The 18372-nt window shown below is 65.1% G+C and carries 15 protein-coding genes, 1 other RNA gene and 1 pseudogene; 9 read left to right on the top strand and 8 right to left on the bottom strand.

Annotated elements, in window-relative coordinates; genetic code table 11:
- The first annotated feature begins 14 nt into the window (after positions 1-14).
- Complete coding sequence (locus ACSBQT_RS00295) at positions 15-743, top strand: zinc ribbon domain-containing protein (protein WP_410710044.1); 729 nt, start codon at positions 15-17, stop codon at positions 741-743.
- Between the two features lie 57 nt (positions 744-800).
- Here ACSBQT_RS00295 and ACSBQT_RS00290 read toward each other — a convergent pair whose 3' ends face one another.
- The gene (locus ACSBQT_RS00290) at positions 801-1577 is read right to left on the bottom strand and encodes a YaaA family protein (RefSeq protein WP_410710043.1); all 777 of its coding nucleotides are present in this window, start codon (positions 1575-1577) and stop codon (positions 801-803) included.
- A gap of 141 nt (positions 1578-1718) precedes the next feature.
- On the opposite strand from ACSBQT_RS00290, the gene rnpB reads away from it, so the two are divergent.
- Positions 1719-2087: RNase P RNA component class A (gene rnpB, locus ACSBQT_RS00285), an RNA gene on the top strand.
- Between the two features lie 27 nt (positions 2088-2114).
- Here the strand turns inward: rnpB and ppgK are convergent.
- Positions 2115-2948, bottom strand: coding sequence for a polyphosphate--glucose phosphotransferase (gene ppgK, locus ACSBQT_RS00280; protein WP_410710042.1), 834 nt, complete (start codon positions 2946-2948; stop codon positions 2115-2117).
- A 1-nt stretch (position 2949) separates the two neighbouring features.
- Positions 2950-3858: a type I methionyl aminopeptidase gene (map, locus tag ACSBQT_RS00275; RefSeq protein ID WP_410710041.1), complete on the bottom strand. Its 909-nt coding sequence runs from the start codon at positions 3856-3858 to the stop codon at positions 2950-2952.
- A gap of 125 nt (positions 3859-3983) precedes the next feature.
- Between map and ACSBQT_RS00270 the strand changes: the two genes are divergently transcribed.
- Positions 3984-4709, top strand: coding sequence for a FadR/GntR family transcriptional regulator (locus ACSBQT_RS00270; protein ID WP_264801670.1), 726 nt, complete (start codon positions 3984-3986; stop codon positions 4707-4709).
- 85 nt (positions 4710-4794) lie between these two features.
- Here ACSBQT_RS00270 and ACSBQT_RS00265 read toward each other — a convergent pair whose 3' ends face one another.
- The 3 genes from ACSBQT_RS00265 to ACSBQT_RS00255 all read right to left on the bottom strand — a co-directional run bounded on the left by ACSBQT_RS00265 (position 4795) and on the right by ACSBQT_RS00255 (position 7241).
- Positions 4795-5529 (bottom strand): DsbA family oxidoreductase, encoded by a 735-nt coding sequence (locus ACSBQT_RS00265; protein ID WP_410710365.1) that lies wholly within the window; start codon positions 5527-5529, stop codon positions 4795-4797.
- Positions 5530-5572: 43 nt separating this feature from the next.
- Positions 5573-6649 carry an Rv2578c family radical SAM protein gene (locus ACSBQT_RS00260; RefSeq protein WP_410710364.1) on the bottom strand — a complete coding sequence of 359 codons (1077 nt, stop codon included), beginning with the start codon at positions 6647-6649 and terminating at the stop codon, positions 5573-5575.
- Positions 6650-6710: 61 nt separating this feature from the next.
- Positions 6711-7241, bottom strand: a complete 531-nt coding sequence (locus ACSBQT_RS00255; protein WP_167195074.1) for a flavin reductase family protein — start codon at positions 7239-7241, stop codon at positions 6711-6713.
- 294 nt (positions 7242-7535) lie between these two features.
- Here ACSBQT_RS00255 and ACSBQT_RS00250 point away from each other — a divergent pair, with 294 nt between their 5' ends.
- The 6 genes and pseudogenes from ACSBQT_RS00250 (at position 7536) to ACSBQT_RS00225 (ending at position 15969) form a co-directional block, all read left to right on the top strand.
- Positions 7536-8867 carry an MFS transporter gene (locus tag ACSBQT_RS00250; RefSeq protein ID WP_410710363.1) on the top strand — a complete coding sequence of 444 codons (1332 nt, stop codon included), beginning with the start codon at positions 7536-7538 and terminating at the stop codon, positions 8865-8867.
- A gap of 63 nt (positions 8868-8930) precedes the next feature.
- Positions 8931-10310: an LLM class flavin-dependent oxidoreductase gene (locus ACSBQT_RS00245; protein WP_435000556.1), complete on the top strand. Its 1380-nt coding sequence runs from the start codon at positions 8931-8933 to the stop codon at positions 10308-10310.
- 88 nt (positions 10311-10398) lie between these two features.
- Entirely contained in the window at positions 10399-11682 is a 1284-nt protein-coding gene (locus tag ACSBQT_RS00240; RefSeq protein ID WP_410710361.1) for an MFS transporter, read from the top strand.
- Positions 11683-11867: 185 nt separating this feature from the next.
- Positions 11868-13286 (top strand): annotated as a pseudogene (locus tag ACSBQT_RS00235) (MFS transporter).
- 375 nt (positions 13287-13661) lie between these two features.
- Positions 13662-15137, top strand: a complete 1476-nt coding sequence (locus ACSBQT_RS00230) for an NCS1 family nucleobase:cation symporter-1 (RefSeq protein WP_435000769.1) — start codon at positions 13662-13664, stop codon at positions 15135-15137.
- A gap of 13 nt (positions 15138-15150) precedes the next feature.
- Positions 15151-15969 carry an aspartate/glutamate racemase family protein gene (locus tag ACSBQT_RS00225; RefSeq protein WP_410710359.1) on the top strand — a complete coding sequence of 273 codons (819 nt, stop codon included), beginning with the start codon at positions 15151-15153 and terminating at the stop codon, positions 15967-15969.
- Here the strand turns inward: ACSBQT_RS00225 and ACSBQT_RS00220 are convergent.
- Both ACSBQT_RS00220 and ACSBQT_RS00215 read right to left on the bottom strand, forming a co-directional pair.
- Positions 15867-16634 carry a GntR family transcriptional regulator gene (locus ACSBQT_RS00220; RefSeq protein ID WP_410710358.1) on the bottom strand — a complete coding sequence of 256 codons (768 nt, stop codon included), beginning with the start codon at positions 16632-16634 and terminating at the stop codon, positions 15867-15869. The two genes, ACSBQT_RS00225 and ACSBQT_RS00220, sit on opposite strands and share 103 nt — an antisense overlap.
- 13 nt (positions 16635-16647) lie before the next feature.
- Positions 16648-18321: a DUF885 domain-containing protein gene (locus ACSBQT_RS00215; RefSeq protein WP_410710357.1), complete on the bottom strand. Its 1674-nt coding sequence runs from the start codon at positions 18319-18321 to the stop codon at positions 16648-16650.
- Between the last annotated feature and the right edge of the window lie 51 nt (positions 18322-18372).

Here is an 18372-nt window from a genome sequence, read left to right as displayed (position 1 = left end):
CAAGGAGACCGACGATGCTCATCACCGACAGCCAGAGAACTGCGCTGCAGACCCTCATCGAACTCACCGCCCACGGGCGCGCCCTCCAGTTCGAACATGACAACCCGAAGAGGGCAGAAGAGCTGCAGGAGCTCATCTCCCGCCACAAGGAGCTCGGAGAGAAGCGGACCGAGGCCGCCGCTGTCGTCGACGGCCATCAGGACGCCATCACCGAAGCCACCGGACTCATCGAAGCACAGCGGTCGAAGATCGAGAAGAAGACCGCCGAGCTCAACGACGGAACCGGTCTGACCAGCAGAGACATGGTGAATCTGCAAGAGGAGATCGCCGGTCACGAAGCTCGGGTCGCCGAACTCGAAGAATCGCAGCTGGAGGAGATGGAGAAGCTCGAAGCCGCTGAAGACGAACTCGCGGCAGTCGATGACCGAATCGCCGAAGTCACGGCCTCTGGCAAAGAGGTGCAGACTGCGGTGAAGGACAGGAAGGCCGAACTGCGGGAACTCATCGCCGAGAACGAGGCAGCGGCGTCGGGCGCGAGGAGCGAGCTGCCGCAGCAGCTGCTCACGACATTCGATGCCAATGTCCGGCAGGGCGGTCCCGGAGCCGCCCTGCTCAATGGTCCGAACTGTCAGGCGTGCGGACAGGAGATCGGCGGAGCAGCCTGGCACGGAATGCTCGGCGCCGATGCCAACGAAACCTATGAATGCGAAGAATGCGAGGCAGTGCTGCTGCGCCGCAGCTGATCCTACCTCGACTGATCTCGTCGACGTTGAAGGACAGAGTCGCTGTTGACGAGCCTCTCAGTCGCGGAGGACGATCATGAGGTTCGCCGACTTCGCGCTCGTCGAGGCTGTGAATTCAACCTCATAGAACTCCTCGGCCCGGGACACAAGGTCTTCAGCCGTCTCCGGCAGGGCACGATCAGCGGAGAGCAGCCGACCGGCGAACTCGCCTCGATAGAACTTCGCCCAGTGGGAGACGACGCGACGTTTCCCGCCGCTGACGGACACCGCGCCCATGGTGACGACCTGATCGGTGGGACCCGGCCACACGGACCGGTAATCGCTCGAGCGGCAGTCGAGGGCCACCTCGGCGGGGTCGAGGGAGCAGGACTTCGCCAGAACCGGCTTCCAATAGGATGTCAGCTTTCCCAAGGTCCCCAGATCGGTCTTCATCGCCAGCCGGTAAGCGGGGATCTCATCGAGTCCGTGCACCCGGCCGAACAGGGCGGAGAATACGTGGACGTCGTGGAGGCGGTCCCGCAGCTTATCGTCATCGTTCGACTGCGCCACCAGTTCGCCAGCACCCATCGCTTCATAGAGCACACCGGAATAGGTGAGCAGCGCGGGGGCACAGGGGATCTCATCGAGGACGGTGTTCCGATCGACGTCCGCGGAGAGCGACGCGCCGACGCCGAGCTTCTCGAGGGCATCTCGGCGCTTCGAGACCTTCTTCAGCGCAGCGAGCACACGCTTGCGCTTCGTAGTGAGTTCCGGAGCCGAGAGACCGTCGAGATCGAGCGTGGGACCGGTCGGCGACGGAGTCTTGCCCTCGGAGGGCGGCAGCAGGATCTTCACCACCCCATCGTATGATCACGCAGTGACGCGGCTGGGACCGGGTGCGGATGAGGTTGATCACGCTCGGTCTCCGGCCTCCGCCGCGTGTGGGTGCCGTGTGCGTGGGGGAGTCGCGGAGCGACTACACTGGGATGCTTGAGGACAGGTCACCAGACGGTCGCGGCTCTCTTCGCGAGGGCTGAGGAACGTCCGGGCTCCACAGAGTAGGGATGGTGGGTAACACCCACCCGGGGCGACCCGCGGGCCAGTGCAACAGAAAGCAGACCGCCCAGTTCCGACTGGGTAAGGGTGAAACGGTGGTGTAAGAGACCACCAGGGCGGCGGGTGACCGTCGCTGCTGGGTAAACCCCATCCGGAGCAAGATCAGACAGACGACGTTCGAGGCTGCTCGCCGAGTCGTCGGGTGGATTGCTTGAGGCCGGTGGCAACATCGGTCCCAGATAGATGACCGTCAGGCGAGAAGGGCAACCGACTCGTCGACAGAACCCGGCTTATCGGTGGCCTGTCCTCATTCTCAGCGTCTTCTGCTGTGTCCTCTCAAGACGGACTGCGACGGACCTTCGCCTTTCCGTCGTTGACCGCGATCATCGCGGCTCCCACGATTCCGGCGTTGTTGTACAGCTTCGCCGCCTTGAGCTTCGCCCGCGTCCTGATGAGCGGCAGGAACTGGTCATGGGACTTCGAGACACCTCCGCCGACGATGATGACGTCGGGCGCGACCAGCAGCTCAATCTGGGCATAGTATTGCTGCAGCCGAGCCGACCATTCCGGATAGGTCAGTCCCAGCCTGGTCCTGACCGATTCCGCTGCCTGTGTCTCGGCATCGGCGCCGTTCATCTCGATATGGCCGAGTTCGGTGTACGGGACCAGCCTGCCCTGAGTGAACAGTGCGGTTCCGATTCCCGTGCCCAGCGTCGTCAGCAGCACCGTCTTCTTCCGGTGCTTGCGTCCGGCCCCGAAGGTCATCTCGGCCAGTCCGGCGGCATCGGCGTCGTTGAGGAAGTACACGGTGTGGCCCGTGCTCTCGCCGATGATGTCGGCGATGGGCGAACCGATCCAACTCTGGTCGAGGTTCGCCGTGTATTCGACGAGTCCTTCGCGGATGACGCCGGGGAATCCGCAGCCGACCGGAAGGGAGTCGATAGCGGCACGGTCGGCGACGAGTTCGAGTTCGACGGCACGTTCGCTCAGCGCATCCAACACCGTGGCGATCGTCGCAGCCACGGCATCCGGGGTGCTCGGCTTCGGAGTGAGCTCGCGCAGCCGCTTGAACGGCAGCTTGCCCGTCACCGTGTCGACGAGTGCCGCTTTGATCCCGGTGCCGCCGATGTCGATTCCGATCGCAAAGCGTGGTGAGGTCTCCGCGCTCATTTCAGCTCTCCTCATGTGCGGGTCCGGCGGCAATCGCGGTGTCGGCATCGGGCAGAGTCAGGATATCGGCACCGGATTCGGTCACCACCAGCGTGTGCTCGAACTGAGCGGAGCGCTTGCGATCCTTCGTCACCACGGTCCAGGAATCATCCCAAACGTCCCAGTCGATCGTGCCGAGGTTGAGCATCGGTTCGATCGTGAAGATCATTCCCGGTTCCATCGTCTCCGCGTGGGCGGGAGCCGCGTCATAGTGCGGGATGATGAGCCCGGAGTGGAATTCGCGTCCGACGCCGTGCCCGCTGTAGTCGCGCACGACTCCATAGTCGAAGCGCTTCGCGTACTTCTCGATCACCCGTCCGATGACGTTGATCTGACGCCCCGGCTTGACCGCCTTGATTCCTCGCATCATCGACTCGTAGGTGCGTTCGATGAGCAGACGGGACTCCTCATCGGCGTCTCCGGCGGTGAATGTGTAGTTCGTGTCTCCGTGCATGCCCTGGTAGTAGGCGGTGATATCGACATTGACGATGTCGCCGCCTTCGATGACGGTCGAATCGGGGATGCCGTGGCAGATCACCTCATTGACGGAGGTGCACACGGATTTCGGGAAACCGCGATAGCTCAGCGTCGACGGGTACGCTCCATGATCGCACATGAACTCGTGCGCCACCCTGTCGATGTCGTCGGTCGTGATGCCGGGGACGATCATCTCGCCGACGGCAGCCAGGGCATTGGCCGCGATCCGGCCGGCCGCCCGGACCACCTCGACCTCCTCGGGGCTGTAGAAATTGTTTCCCCGGCCTTCATCGGCGTCGGCGCGACCGACGTACTCTGGGCGGGGGATGTCCTTCGGCACACCGCGTTCGGGCGAAACGGTGCCGGGCGTGAGCAGGCGAGTGTGAACAGTCATGATGGTGTCGATCCTATGCTGGAAACGCGGCTTTGTCCCGCTGCCCGGTCGCCTGTCGATGCCGTGGTGCGGTGCCGGTGGAGTTTAGAATCGGAAGCAGCCGTGCCAAGGAAGCGGGAGGCAGATTGAGCGACGACACGACATCGGCGGGCCACGAGTTCGCTGGACTGGGCGAAGTGGTGAGCCTGACGAGCGCGCCGCAGCAGATCGCCGACCATATCCTCTCCGGAATCGCCGTCGGAGCGCTGCCGGAAGGCACCCTGCTGCCGGGTGAACGCACGTTGGCCGCGGATCTGCAGGTGTCCCGTTCCAGCGTGCGCGCAGCTCTGCTGCGGTTAGAGCGTCTCGGAGTCGTCGAGCGCCGCCGTGGACGCGGGGGAGGGACGTTCGTCAAGACCGCCCGCCCCGAGGCGCTGGCTCCCATGGCCGGCAGAATCGACGAATTCCATGCCGAACGGCGGAACCTGCTCGACGCCCGCGCCGTCTTCCAGAATTCTCTAGCGGCGACAGCCGCACTGCGACGCACCGAGGAGGAGCTGAGCGAGCTCCGGGAACTGGCCGAGGTCTATTCGCAACGCGCCGAGGCGGCCGCCGCCCGCACTGCCGACGCGCAGTTCCACTTCGCCATCGCCCGTGCCGGGCACAACCCGGAACTCGTGCGCATGGCCATCGACCTCGATACGAAGATCAACGCCGGTTTCCGTCACGACCCGTTCTCTCCAGAGCTCTTCGACCACGCTGTGGACGACCACGCTGCGATCGTCGAGGCGATCGCCGCCGGAGACGCCGCAGCGGCGGGAAGGCTCTGCGAGGAGCACTTCAGGTACACGACCATCGTCCCCCGCCCCTGACCCAATTACTACCTGACGGCGGCCCAGCAACCTCGCGCGAGGTTGCTGGGCCGCCGTCAGGTAGCAATTAAGGGGAGGGGGGCTTTTAGTGGCAGCCGTCCGGGCCGCAGACTGCGCCCTCGGTGAGTTCATCTGCCTTGTCTTTGTCGGTTGACTGCGGAGGGCCGGCGAGCACGGTGAGCTTCTGGCCCTCATCCCATGCCGTCTCGAGGGCCTGGGTGAAGACGTCGGCCGGCTGTGCCCCGGAGATGCCGTACTTGCGGTCGATGACGAAGAACGGGACGCCGTTGGCGCCGAGCGAGCGGGCCTCATTGATATCGGACCGCACCTCCTCGGAGTACTCATCGGTTGCGAGGACACGTCGGACTTCGTCGGAATCGAGGCCGATCTCACGCCCCACCTCGGCGAGATAATCGATGTCACCGATGTCGCGCCCCTTCTCGAAGTGCCCCGACAGCAGAGCTTCCTTGGCCTGTGACATGAGCCCGTGGGTCTTGGCGAAGTGGAGGAAGCGATGGGCGGTGAAGCTGTTGGCCACGACGATCGAATCGAAGTCGTAGTTCAGGCCGACTCCGGCAGCCTGCTCTGTGACATGGTCGAACATCTGCCGCACCTGAGCGGCGGGCATGCCCTTCATCTGGCTGAGGTATTCGGTCTCGGTGCCGTCGAAGTGATCGGGCAGGCTCGGATCGAGCTGGAAACTGCGCCATTGGACATCGACGTCGTCCCCGTGAGCGAAGCCATCGAGGGCATCCTCGAAGCGACGTTTTCCGATATAGCACCAGGGGCAGGCGATGTCCGACCAGATCTCAATCTTCATATGAGTGCCAACCGCGCCCGACGCGCGGATATTCCGGTCCGATTCAGAACAGCGCCTGCTGCGCCGGGGCGGCGAACTGCTGGGCCGGTGCCGTCTGCAGGTTTGTCTGATGCGGGGTTCGGTTCGATTCCCTGCGTCCGCGCATCAGGGAGGTCGCCGGGTAATCGTCATCGCTGCGGCCTCGCAGTCCGAAGCGGTCGATGAGCGGGTTGATGCGCTCACCGAGCCATCGTCGATACTCCTTCGACACGTAGGGGGACCGGGCATACATCGTGCGGTAGCGGGGGAGGAGCTCGGGGTGTTCGCGTTCGAGCCATTCGAAGAACCATTCGCGGGCGCCTGGACGCAGGTGCAGCGCCCCGTAGACGACTCGTTCGGCACCCGCGTCCTTGATTGCTCGGAGTGCGGACTCGAGGTGGTCGCGGGAGTCGGTGAGCTTCGGCATGATCGGCATCATGAAGACGGTGACGTCGAATCCGAGCTCGGCGGCCGCGCGTACGGTGGCCAGTCGGGCCTTCGTCGTCGGCGTGCCGGGCTCGATGCTCTGCTGCAGGGCGTCGTCGTGGACGGCGATCGACATGTTGATCTCCACCGGAGCGTCTTCGGCGACGCGGGCCAGCAGCGGCAGATCGCGGCGCAGCAGTGTGCCCTTGGTCAGAATCGACATCGGTGTCGACTGCTCGGCCAGGGCAGTGATGATTCCCGGCATCAGGCAGTAGCGGCCTTCGGCCCGCTGATAGGGGTCGGTGTTCGTGCCCAGGGCGACATGGTCACGCGCCCACTTCGGGCGTGCCAGTTCGGCGGCGAGGACTTCGGCGACATTGACCTTGACGACAACCTGGCGATCGAAGTCCGTCCCGGAGTCGAGATCGAGGTAGCGGTGGGTGTTCCTTGCGAAGCAGTACACGCAGGCGTGCGAGCAGCCGCGGTAGGGGTTGACCGTCCAGGAGAACGGCATCGAACTCGATCGCGGGACGCCGTTGAGAGCGGACTTCGCCAGCACCTCGTGGAAGGTGATTCCTGAGAATTCCGGCGTCTGCACCGACCGGATCAGTCCCTTCGTTCCGAAGAGGACCGGGGAGCTCGAGCCGGTGCCGTCACTCACTTCGTTCCACCGCATGACTTCATTCGAACATGAGTTCGAATCAGAGTCAAGGGTGGGGCGCCGTGGTCAGGCAGGGTCAGGAGACGCGCAGGCCTTTGAACTCGCTGCGGTGGAAGACCAGAGCCTCGGGTCCGTCGTCGTTGCGGGTGCCGAGGATCTCGAGCAGGGCCACGGTATGGTCACCGGCTGCGACCTCTTCGTAGAGACGAGTCCAGAGGAATGCGGAGCTGCCGGGGATCGTCAGTCCGCCTCCGGCCGTGACTTCGGGGCTGACGCCGGTGAAGCGTCGGCTGCGGTCTTTCGCTGCCAGCTGCCTGGCCAGGTGCTCCTGGTCGGTGCCGAGCAGGGAGATCCCGAGCTCGGGCGCCCGGCGCAGGGTGGGCCAGGTGGTCGATGAGTTCTGGATCGCGACGCTGACCAGCGGTGGGTCGAGGGAGACGCCGACGGTGAGGGTGGAGGCGACGAGGCCCAGGGGCGCCGCATCGACCTCGGCCCCGATGAAGGCGACGCCCTGAGGGAAGTGGGAGAAGGTCTCGCGGAGGGTCTCAGGTGTTGCGGGGGTCACCGGTGCCGGTGCTTGTGTGGTGGGGTCTGCCAAGAGTGTCATTCCTTCACCTCTGTCTTCGTGCGGTCGTCGGAGTCTCGGGCGCCTGCTGATCTGTTGAGCAGACAATGTAGACGAGGCCGTCTGCGCGTGCCTATGAAGTCGATCATTGCAAAGCGGAAGCGTTTCCGTCGTGGCCAAGGTCATACGAAGACGACTTATGACCACATATGACGCTGAGCGTCAGGACGTGACACAAAAGCGCCGGTGACGGCGACGTCCGGGCATAGATTGCTCAGCGAAACACGGACTCGTCTGGCCGCGAGCCGCCCGAACCCCGCCGCAGAGGAGCATCACATGACGCAGACTTCGGTCACCGCACCGAGAACCCAGGACCCACCGCAGCGGCTCCTGTCGGGAAAGAAGCGGGTGCTCGCCTCGGCCTTCGCCGGAACGACGATCGAGTGGTACGACTTCTACCTCTACGGCACCGCAGCAGCCCTGATCTTCAATGTCCAGTTCTTCCCCAGCCACAGTGAGCTGGGCAGCAGCCTCGCCGCCTTCGCCAGCCTCGCCGTCGGCTTCTTCGCCCGACCACTGGGCGGCATCATCGCCGGCCATCTCGGCGATCGGGTGGGCAGAAAGGCTCTTCTCGTCGTCTCCCTGCTGTCCATGGGAATCGCGTCGACGCTCATCGGACTCGTCCCGAACTTCAACGCGATCGGCTGGTGGGCAGCTGCTGCCCTCGTCGTCCTGCGCATCGTGCAGGGACTCTCAGCCGGAGCGGAATGGGGCGGCTCGGCACTGCTCTCGGTCGAACACGCACCGGCGAGCAAGCGCGGACTGTTCGGCTCCTTCACCCAGATCGGCTCCGCCGCGGGAATGCTTTTGGCCACCGGCGCCTTCTTCACCGTCCAGAGCCTGCTCACCGACGAACAGTTCGAAGCCTTCGGCTGGCGCATCCCCTTCCTCGCCTCCGCTCTGCTCGTCGCGCTGGGACTCTGGATCCGCCTCGGCGTCTCCGATGCTCCGGAATTCCAGGAGCTCAAGGCCTCCGGCAACGTCGCCAAGGCGCCCCTGCGCGACGTGCTGACCAAACACCCACGGGTCCTCCTCGTCACCATCGGACTCCGCCTGGCGCAGAACAGCGTCTTCTACCTCATCACCGTCTACATGCTCAGCTACCTGTCGGAGAACCGCGGCGACTCGACCTCGGGTGTCACGGCCGTCATGATCGCCTCGGCGATCGGACTGTTCACCGGGCCTCTCTGGGGGTGGGCCTCGGACAAGGTCGGTCGCAAACGCGTGAGCATCGGCGGCATCATCGGCGTCGCTGTCTTCGGCTGGATCTTCTTCGCCTTCCTCGACTCGGGCCCCTTGGCGTTCCTGCCCATCATCGTCATCCTCGGCATGAATCTCGCCCACGATGCGATCTACGGCCCGCAGGCCGCGTGGTTCGCCGAACAGTTCCCCATCGAGGTCCGCTACTCGGGCGTGAACATGGGCTACCAGCTGGGCACCGTCATCGGCGGCGGAATCATGCCGATGGTCGCGGCCCTGCTCTACGTTGCCGGCGGCCACTCGCCGTGGCTCATCTGCGGCTATCTCACCCTGTTGTGCGTCCTCTCGCTCATCGCCGCCATCGGCGCAAAGGATCCTGCCCGAGCGCTCGCCCGCACCGCGGCCTGAACACCCCCGCCGATACGTCGGCCCGCACTCATTGCACCACCACACCGAACACAGGAGACTCCCATGACGAAACCGATCCTGCTCAATGCCTTCGACATGATGACCCCGGTCCACCAGTCGCCCGGACTGTGGCGCCATCCGGAATCGAGAGTCGACGAGTTCACCCAGCTGTCCTTCTGGACGGACCTGGCCAAGACCCTCGAGGACGGCGGATTCTCCTCTCTCTTCCTCGCCGACATCCTCGGCGTCTACGACGTGTACGGCGGCAACGCCGATGTCACGAACCGTGGGGGAGTGCAGTTCCCGCTGCTCGACCCCCTCGTCGCAGTCCCCGCTATGGCCGCAGCCACGACGACGTTGGGATTCGGGGTGACCGCCTCGGTGACCTATGAGAAGCCCTACCTGCTCGCCCGCACCCTGACCACTCTCGATCACTTCACGAACGGGCGGGTGGCCTGGAACATCGTCACCAGCTATGTCGACTCCGCCGCCCGCAATCTCGGGCTCAAGGGCCAGATCCCGCACGATGAGCGCTACGACCGGGCCGATGAGTTCATGGAGGTCATGTACAAGCTGTTCGAGGGCTCGATCACCCCTGACGCGCTCAAAGCCGATGCCGACGCCAACGTCTTCGTCGACCCGAATGAGGTCCACGGCATCGGCCACGACGGCAAGTTCTTCACCGTTCCCGGTCAGGCGCTCGCCGTCCCCGGACCGCAGGGCACCCCGCTGCTCTTCCAGGCCGGTGCGTCCAAGCGCGGCCAGGAATTCGCACTCGACCACGCCGAGGCGATCTTCTTCTCCGGACCGACCCCGGAGATCCTGCGCAGCTGGGTCGACAAGGTCCGCGACGGACTCGAAGAGCGCGGACGCGCCCGTGACGCGGTGAAGATCTTCGCTCTGGCCACCGTCATCGTCGACGACACGGACGAAGCCGCCGAGGCTCGCCTGGCCGACTATCGCCGCTACGTCGACACCGAATCCGCGCTGTCCCTGTTCGGCGGATGGACCGGGGTCGACCTCTCGGGAGCTGACCCCGAGGACACCCTCGAATACGTCTCGACCGAAGCCAACCAGTCGGCGCTCGCCTCCTTCACCACCATGGCCGGAGACAAACCCTGGACGATTCGGGACCTCGCGGAGTTCGTCGCCCTCGGCGGACGCGGACCGGTCATCACCGGATCACCGGAGACCATCGTCGACGAATTCGAACGCTGGATGACCGAAGCCGATATCGACGGATTCAACATCGCCGCGGCCGTGCGCCCGGCCGATGCCGAACGCTTCGCGAAGTATGTCTCACCCGAACTGCGCCGCCGCGGACTCCTGCCCGCACCGACCGCAGGTGCCACGGTCCGCGAGCAGCTCACCGGGGCCGGCCCCCGCCTGGCCGAGGACCACACGGGTGCCCGGTACCGCCTCGGCGAGGGTGCCCGCGTCTGATCGGACGGGCCCGACGAATCGGAGAACGGCCGTGAGGCATAATGGTCTGCGGCCGTTTTCCAATCCGCGAACCGAACTGAGACCGCGAATGAGTGCATCGACTCCGCTGACCACCACTGATCATTCGGACGATCGCGGATACCGGCGCAGAGCGCTCGTCGCCGCGGCTGTCGGCTATGGACTCGACGGCTTCGACCTCCTCATCCTCAGCTTCGCCCTGTCGGGCATCATCGCCTCATTCGGGCTCAGCGACGTCGAGGCCGGGTCCCTGTCGACGATCACTCTGCTCGGCGCCGTGGTCGGCGGAATCGTCTTCGGTGCCCTCGCCGACCGTCACGGACGGGTACGGGTGCTCACCTGGACGGTTCTCATCTTCGCGGTGTTCACCGGACTGTCGGCATTGGCGCAGGGGTACTGGGATCTCGCGGCCTACCGGTTCATCGCCGGAATCGGAATCGGCGGTGAGTTCGGCATCGGCATGGCCCTGGCCGCCGAGGCGGTGCGTGCCGACCAGCGAGCGCGGGCCACATCATGGGTGGGAGTGGGGTTCCAGCTCGGCGTGTTCGCCGCAGCCGTCGTCTCGGCTCCCGTCATCGCCCTGTGGGGCTGGCGGGCACTGTTCGTCATCGGACTTGTGCCCGCAGTCTTCGCCTTCGTCATCCGTCGCGGAGTCGAGGAGCCGGAGACCTTCGTTCGGGCCCGGGAACACGAGCAGACGGAGGCCGAAGCCTCCCGTGGGAACCTCGATACGAACGGAGCGCCGACCTCCTTCGGTGCGAAGATCGCCGCTCTGTTCAAGGATCGGGACACGGTGAAGATCACCCTGGCCCTGACGATTCTCACCAGCGTGCAGAACTTCGGCTACTTCGGCATCATCACCTGGCTGCCGAACTACCTGTCCGAGCAGATGGATCTGGGAGTCACCAAGGGTTCGCTGTGGACGGCGGTGACGGTCATGGGAATGCTCGCCGGGATCCTCATCTTCGGCCAGGTCGCCGACCGCCTCGGTCGACGACCCGCCTTCTGGATCTTCCAGGCCGGAGCCATCGTCACCATCCTCGCCTACAGCCAGTTCACCGATCCGAGCGCTCTGCTGGCCGGCGGATTCTTCATGGGCGCCTTCGCCAACGGAATGCTGGGAGGCCATGGGGCGCTGCTTGCCGAGCTCTATCCCACGGCGATCAGGGCGACGGCGCAGAACGTCATCTTCAACATCGGCCGTGCCATCGGGGGACTGGCCCCGGTCGTCATCGCCCTTCTCGCAGGGCATCTCGGCTTCGGCTTCGCTCTGGCGCTGCTGCCGATCATCTACCTCATCCAATTCCTCGCTATGTTCCTCATTCCGGAGCGCCGCGGCCACCGCCTCGACTGAGTTGTGAATCCGAATGCAGCGTGCCAGGGTGCGCTGTGCCTGCCCCGGTGTTCGTGACGAGCTGTGACGTCAAGTGACAGCGCGCGGCCGCCGCGACACCATACTTGTCGACTGTGACTTCGACAGATCCCGCCGCAAACACGGCACAGACACCCTCCGCGGTCGCTCGGAACGGGCAGGCCGGAATGCAGACTCCGCGCATCGTCTCCTCGGCGGCCGATATCCATTCGATCCTCGCTGAATTCGGCTCGCAGGGGACGAAGACGACGGCGGTGATCATCCTCGCGCTCGGCGGGATCTTCATGGACGCCTACGACTTCTCCTCCCTGGCCTTCGGCATCACCGCCATTCAGGAGCAGTTCGGCCTCAACGGCTTCATGACCGGACTCGTCAACGCCTCGATCATGGTCGGTGCCGTCATCGGCGCCCTCTTCGGCGGCTATCTCGTCGACCGGTTCGGGCGGTACCGCCTCTTCATGGCCGATATGGTCTTCTTCGTCGTCGCCGCCATCGGCTGCGCCGTGGCACCGAACGAATGGGTCCTCATCGCCTTCCGGTTCGTCATGGGCATCGGCGTCGGACTCGACCTGCCGGTGGCGATGGCCTTCCTCGCCGAATTCTCCAAGCTCAAAGGCAAGGGGAACCGCTCGCAGCGGGTCAACGCCTGGTCTCCGGCCTGGTACTTCGCCACCGGTATGGGCTACGTCATCGTGCTCATCATCTTCATCACCCTGCCCTACGACCAGCACGACATTCTGTGGCGCATCGTCGTCGGCTTCGGTGCCGTGCCCGCGCTCATCGTCCTCCTCGTCCGTCGCCGCTACCTTGCCGAATCACCCGAATGGCTGGCCAACTAGGGCGATCTGCGCGGCGCCGTCGAAGTCATGCGCAGCCATCACAACCTCAATGTCGAACTCGCTCCCGAAGGGGAACGCGAGGTCGCGAATGCCTCTGACAGTTCGGTAAAGGGCGGACGGTGGGCCGGGTTCGCCGAACTCTTCTCCCCGCGCTATCGGGTCCGCACGATCGTCGCACTCTGCGTCTCCGTGTTCTCGACATTCGGGTACAACGCAGTCGCTTACGGTACGCCGCTCATCATCACCACGCTCTTCCAGCAGACTCCGCTGATCACGATCATCGCCTCTCTGGTCATCAACCTGGGCTTCGGTACGCTCGGCGGTCTGTTGGGCATGAGCATCGTCAACCGCTTCGGGACTCGGAAGATCACCCTGTTCGGATTCGTCATCCAAGCCGTGGCGCTGGGAACGCTGGCCCTTGTGGGCATCCCGAACGGTGCTCTCGTCCTCGTCGCAGTGGCCATGCTCGCGGCCTTCGTGTTCGCTCAGGCCGGGGGACCGGGGGCGAACCTCATGAACTATGCGACCCTGTCGTATCCGACGCGGCTGCGCGGAATCGGCATCGGGTTCAACCAGTCGGTCCTGCGTGCCTTCTCGATCGTCTCACTCATCATGTTCCCGATCCTTGCGGCTTCGCTGGGCACAGGAGTGTTCTGGATCGTCGCCTGCGCACCGCTGGCGGGCGCGATCGCCGTCGGCATCGTCGCTTGGGACCCGACGGCCAAGGACGTCGAGCACGAAGCCTGAGGCCCGCGGCCGGGGGCGACTGCCCAGAGCAGCGCACTTCGCGTATGACGAGCCGGAGCGGTCATGACCAGCGGGAACGGTTACGTCGGGGATGAATGGTATGCCATCGATTGAAATGCTCGTTCGGCCGATCCGCAACCGCGCTCCTGCACGGCCCGGATGCGGTTGCGAGCCGCATATGCAAGGGCTCAGCGAAATCGCCCGCCTCGACTCATTGCCAGCGACGTGTGAGCTGGGTTACTCTGAATCGGTCAGATGAACGGTGCCACAGGGCTGAGTTTACTTTTTTGGTATCCCAGTTTGGGCTTTGACCGGATCCAAGGAGTGGACTGCATGAGGAAGACCGAATCAGCGGAGGCGCCAGTGCCGACCCGCATGGGGCCCAGCCCCGAACAGTTGGCGGCCCATCGCATCAGTCCGCGCTTCTACAACGCCGATCTCGCCCCGTCCCGCAAGGAGGGGCGCAGCTGGACGGCCTACAGCGTCTTCACCCTGTGGGTCAACGACGTGCACTCTCTGGGCAACTACGGCTTCGCTCTCGGACTCTTCGCACTCGGCCTCGGAGCCTGGCAGATCCTCGTGGCCCTCCTCGTCGGTGCGGCTCTGCTGTTCTTTCTGCTCACCCTCTCCGGTTTCATGGGCTACAAGACGGGCGTGCCCTATCCGGTGATGAGCCGGATCTCCTTCGGCATCCACGGGGCCCAGCTGGCCGCCTCGGTGCGGGGCATCGTCGCGATCGCCTGGTTCGGCATCCAGACCTACCTGGCCTCGAGCGTCCTCAACGTCATGCTGCTGACGATGTTCCCGGGACTGCAGTCATGGGCCGATGCCGAATTCCTCGGACTCTCCGGGCTCGGCTGGTTCTCCTTCACCTTGCTGTGGGTCATCCAAGTCATCATCGTCAGCTACGGGATGGAGATGATCCGCCGCTACGAAGCCATCGCCGGACCGATCATCCTCGTGACCTTCCTCGCCCTGGCCGTCTGGATGCTCATCCGCGTCGACTTCTCCATCGCGTGGTCGACCGACAACGCGCTCAGCGGTTGGGAGATGTGGGCGCACATCTTCGGCGGCGGCGCGCTGTGGGTGTCCATCTACGGCACCTTCGTCCTCAACTTCTCCGACTTCACGAGGGCCGCGAAGAAACGCGGTTCGATCGTCGTCGGCAACTTCTGGGGCATCCCGGTGAACATGCTCGTCTTCGGACTCGTCGTCATCTCGCTGGCCGGCGCACAGTACAAGATCGACGGCACCGTCATCACCTCACCGGCCGATATCGTCCAGTCGATCGGCAGTCCTGTCCTGCTCGTGCTGGCTTCCCTGTCGCTGCTCCTGCTCACCGTCGCAGTCAACCTCATGGCGAACTTCGTCGCCCCGACCTATGCGCTGACGAACCTGTTCCCTCGCCACCTGAACTTCCGCAGCGCCGCCATCATCTCCGCCGTCATCGGCTTCGTCATCCTGCCCTGGAATCTGTATGACTCACCGGTGGTCATCGTCTACTTCCTCGGCGGACTCGGCGCCCTGCTCGGACCCCTGTTCGGCGTGATCATGGTCGACTACTGGGTGGTGCGCAGAACGAAGGTCAATGTGCCCCAGCTCTACACCGAAGCCGGCGACGGTGAGTACTTCTACCACCGCGGAGTCAACTGGCGAGCCATCGGAGCCTTCATCCCCGCCTCGGCGATCTCACTGGTCTTCGCACTCGTCCCCGCGTTCTCCGGCATCTCCGAGTTCTCCTGGTTCTCCGGGGCCGCAATCGCCGCGCTCATCTACTTCGTCATCGCCCGCCGCGACTTCACCTTCCGTGAGGTCGACGGTGAGGAGATCGCCGTCCCGACCCACCACTGATCGGAGCCGAATCGTGAGAATCCTCGTCGTCAACGTCAATACGACCGAGTCCATGACCGAGGGCATCGCCCGCGTGGCACGGCAGGCCGCCTCGGCGGGAACCGAGATCATCGGGCTGACCCCCGAATTCGGAGCCGAATCCTGCGAAGGCAACGTCGAAAGCCATCTCGCGGCGCTCGGCGTCATGGACGCCGTCCTGAAATATCCCGGCGAATTCGACGCCGTGATCCAGGCCGGGTACGGAGAGCACGGCCGCGAAGGCCTGCAGGAGCTGTTGGACGTGCCCGTCGTCGACATCACCGAGGCGGGGGCGGCCCTGGCGATGTTCCTCGGCCGCCGCTATTCCGTCGTCACCACGCTCGACCGGACCGTCCCGCTCATCGAGGACCGGCTCCTGTTGGCCGGGCTCGACTCGCACTGCGTGTCCGTGCGGGCTTCGGGAATGGCCGTGCTCGAGCTCGAGGAGAATCCGCAGGCCGCGATCGAGGCGATCACCGATCAGGCCGCCGAGGCGGTCGACCGTGACCGTGCCGAGGTCATCGTTCTCGGCTGCGGTGGGATGGCGGAACTCGGGGCGACGATCACGGAGCGCTGTGCCGTGCCCGTCGTCGACGGGGTCGCTGCCGCCGTGCGCGTGGCCGAATCTCTCGGCGGTCTGGGGCTGAGCACCTCGAAGGTGCGCACGTATGCGCCTGCCCGTGAGAAGAAGCTCAGCGGCTGGCCGCTCGGTCAGTCGACGTCGGCCGGATCCGCTGCGTTGGGCTCTGCATCCTCTGCGGCCGGGACCGCGGCGGACTCGGCGTCGGGTTCGGCGGCAGCAGGTTCGGCGTGAGCCTCCTCGGGCTCGGACTCGGCCAACCGCTTCGAATGCTTGTCGTGCTGCTCCTGGCTCGTTCCCAGATGACGACCGGCCAGCGACCCGGCCAGAGTCTGATCCCGGCGGGCGATGGCGTCGAAGAGCTCGGCATGCTCGGTGGCGACGACGGCCAGGTCATCATGCTGACTCAGCTGCCACCGCATCCGTGAATCCAACAGGGCGCCGATCTCGCCGAGGAGCTCATTGCCTGAGAGTTCGGTGACGATGGCATGGAATTCCGCGGCACACCGATGGGCACCGGCGACGTCCCCGGCATCGGCGAGCTCCCGGCCCTTGAGCATCGTGCCCTCCAGTCGGGCCAGGCCCTCGCGGGTATGGCGCTGAGCGGCGAGCTCGAACGAGAGGACGTCGAAGACCGTGCGCACCTCGTTGAGGTCGGCGATGTCGCTGGGGGAGAACTCCCTGACCGTCGACCAGGTGTTGGGACGGTTCGTCACCAGCCCTTCCGAGGCGAGTTTCTTCAGCGCCTCGCGGATGGGCACGCGGGAGACGCCGAGCTCGGTGGCGAGGTTGCGTTCGACGAGCCGTGAACCCGGTCGGCGGTGGCCCTCGATGATCTCATTGCGCAGCGCCTCGGTGACCCGCATGGTCTCCGACTGGGGACTCTCGGCAGACTTCATCCGGTCCCTCACCTCACTGTGAGCGCTTCATGGCACGGCCCAGAGCATCGAGCCCGACCGAGCCGAGACCCAGCGCCCGGGTGTGGAAGTCCTTGAGATCGAAATCGGCACCTGCCGCAGCCTTCGCTTCATCACGGTACCGCTCCCACAGCCGCTGACCGATCTTGTAGCTCGGTGCCTGCCCGGGCCAGCCGAGGTAGCGGTCGAGCTCGAAGGCCAGGAACGACCGGTCCATGGCCACATTGTCGGTGAGGAACTGCCACGCCTTCTCCCGGTTCCAGATCCCGCCGCCGAGGCTCTCAGGTGCCTCGAGGCCGAGGTGGAAGCCGATGTCGAGGACGACACGGGCGGCACGCAGCCGCTGCGAATCGAGCATGCCGAGGTAGTCGCCGGGATCGTCGAGGAACCCGAGATCGGCCATGAGCTTCTCCGCATACAGCGCCCACCCCTCACCGTGGCCGGAGACCCAGCACATGAGGCGGCGCCAGCGGTTGAGGGTGTCGGAGACGTAGGTGGCCTGACCGACTTGGAGATGGTGGCCGGGCACACCCTCGTGGTAGACGGTGGTCTTCTCCTGCCAGGTGGCGAAGTCCGTGACGCCATCGGGCACCGACCACCACATGCGGCCGGGGCGGGAGAAGTCGTCGGTCGGGCCGGTGTAGTAGATTCCGCCGGTGGCCGAAGGCGCGATCATGCATTCGATCGTGCGCACGGGTTCGGGAATGTCGAAATGGGATCTGCAGAGTTCGCGGATCGCCTCATCGGCCACACCCTGCATCCAGTCCCGCAGCGCCTCGGTGCCGTGCAGGGTCCGCTGCGGGTCGTTGTTGAGAGCGTCCATGACCTCGAACAGGTCGGCGCCGGGCATGATCTTCTCTGCCACTTCGCGTTGCTCGGCATCGATGCGCTCGAGTTCTTCGAGGCCCCAGGCGTAGGTCTCGTCGAAGTCCACCTCGGCACCGAGGAAGTCCCGGGAATACAGCGCGTATGCTTCGCGACCGCACGCCTCGTCGTCGCCGGCGGCGGGCAGCACCTGTTCGCCGAGGAATTCGGCCAGGTCCGAGGCGGACTTGCGGGCCGCCTCGGCGTGGGTGTCGAGATCCGAACGCAGAGCGTCGGGAACATCGGCACCGGCGACGAGACGATCGAAGTTGCTGCCGGGCTCGGCCAGGGCACGGGCCTGGTCGATGACCTTCTCGACCTGGATACGGGCGGCGACGCGACCGTTGTCACGCGCCATCGCCAGGGACTCCTGGTATCCGGCCAGCGAGCCGGGCACGGCAGCCAGGGTGGTCGAGATCGTCTCCCAATCGGACACGGTCTCCGTGGGCATGAGGTCGAAGGCGTCGCGGACCTGCTGCAGCGGCGATTCGATGACATTGAGGCTGGCGTGCTTGATCCCGGCGGCGAAGTAGTCCCGGTCGACGCCGAGGCGATCACGCATCGCATCGATGGTCACGAGGTCGACATCGTCGAGGTCGGAAGAGTCCGCGACATCGTCGAGGCGAGCCAGCGTCCGGACGGTGACGTCATTGAGCGCGGAGAGTCCGGCCGGTGAGAAGTCGTCGAAGCCCTGTGCACCGTCGAGTCCGAGGTAGAGGGCGAGGGAGGGGGAGAGGGCGAGCATGTCATCGACGTAGTCTTCAGCGACCGCATCGACGGCGGAAGGGGTTCTCTTCACAGTCATGATCACCACTCTATCGCGAGCTGAGTCACATCCGCGGTGGACCGGACCACG

Origin of the sequence: Brevibacterium sp. H602 (assembly GCF_051172395.1) — a bacterium.
In the GTDB taxonomy this organism is placed as follows: domain Bacteria; phylum Actinomycetota; class Actinomycetes; order Actinomycetales; family Brevibacteriaceae; genus Brevibacterium.
Note: the sequence above shows the minus strand (reverse complement) of the source record. Positions and strands in the feature narration are given on the sequence as shown.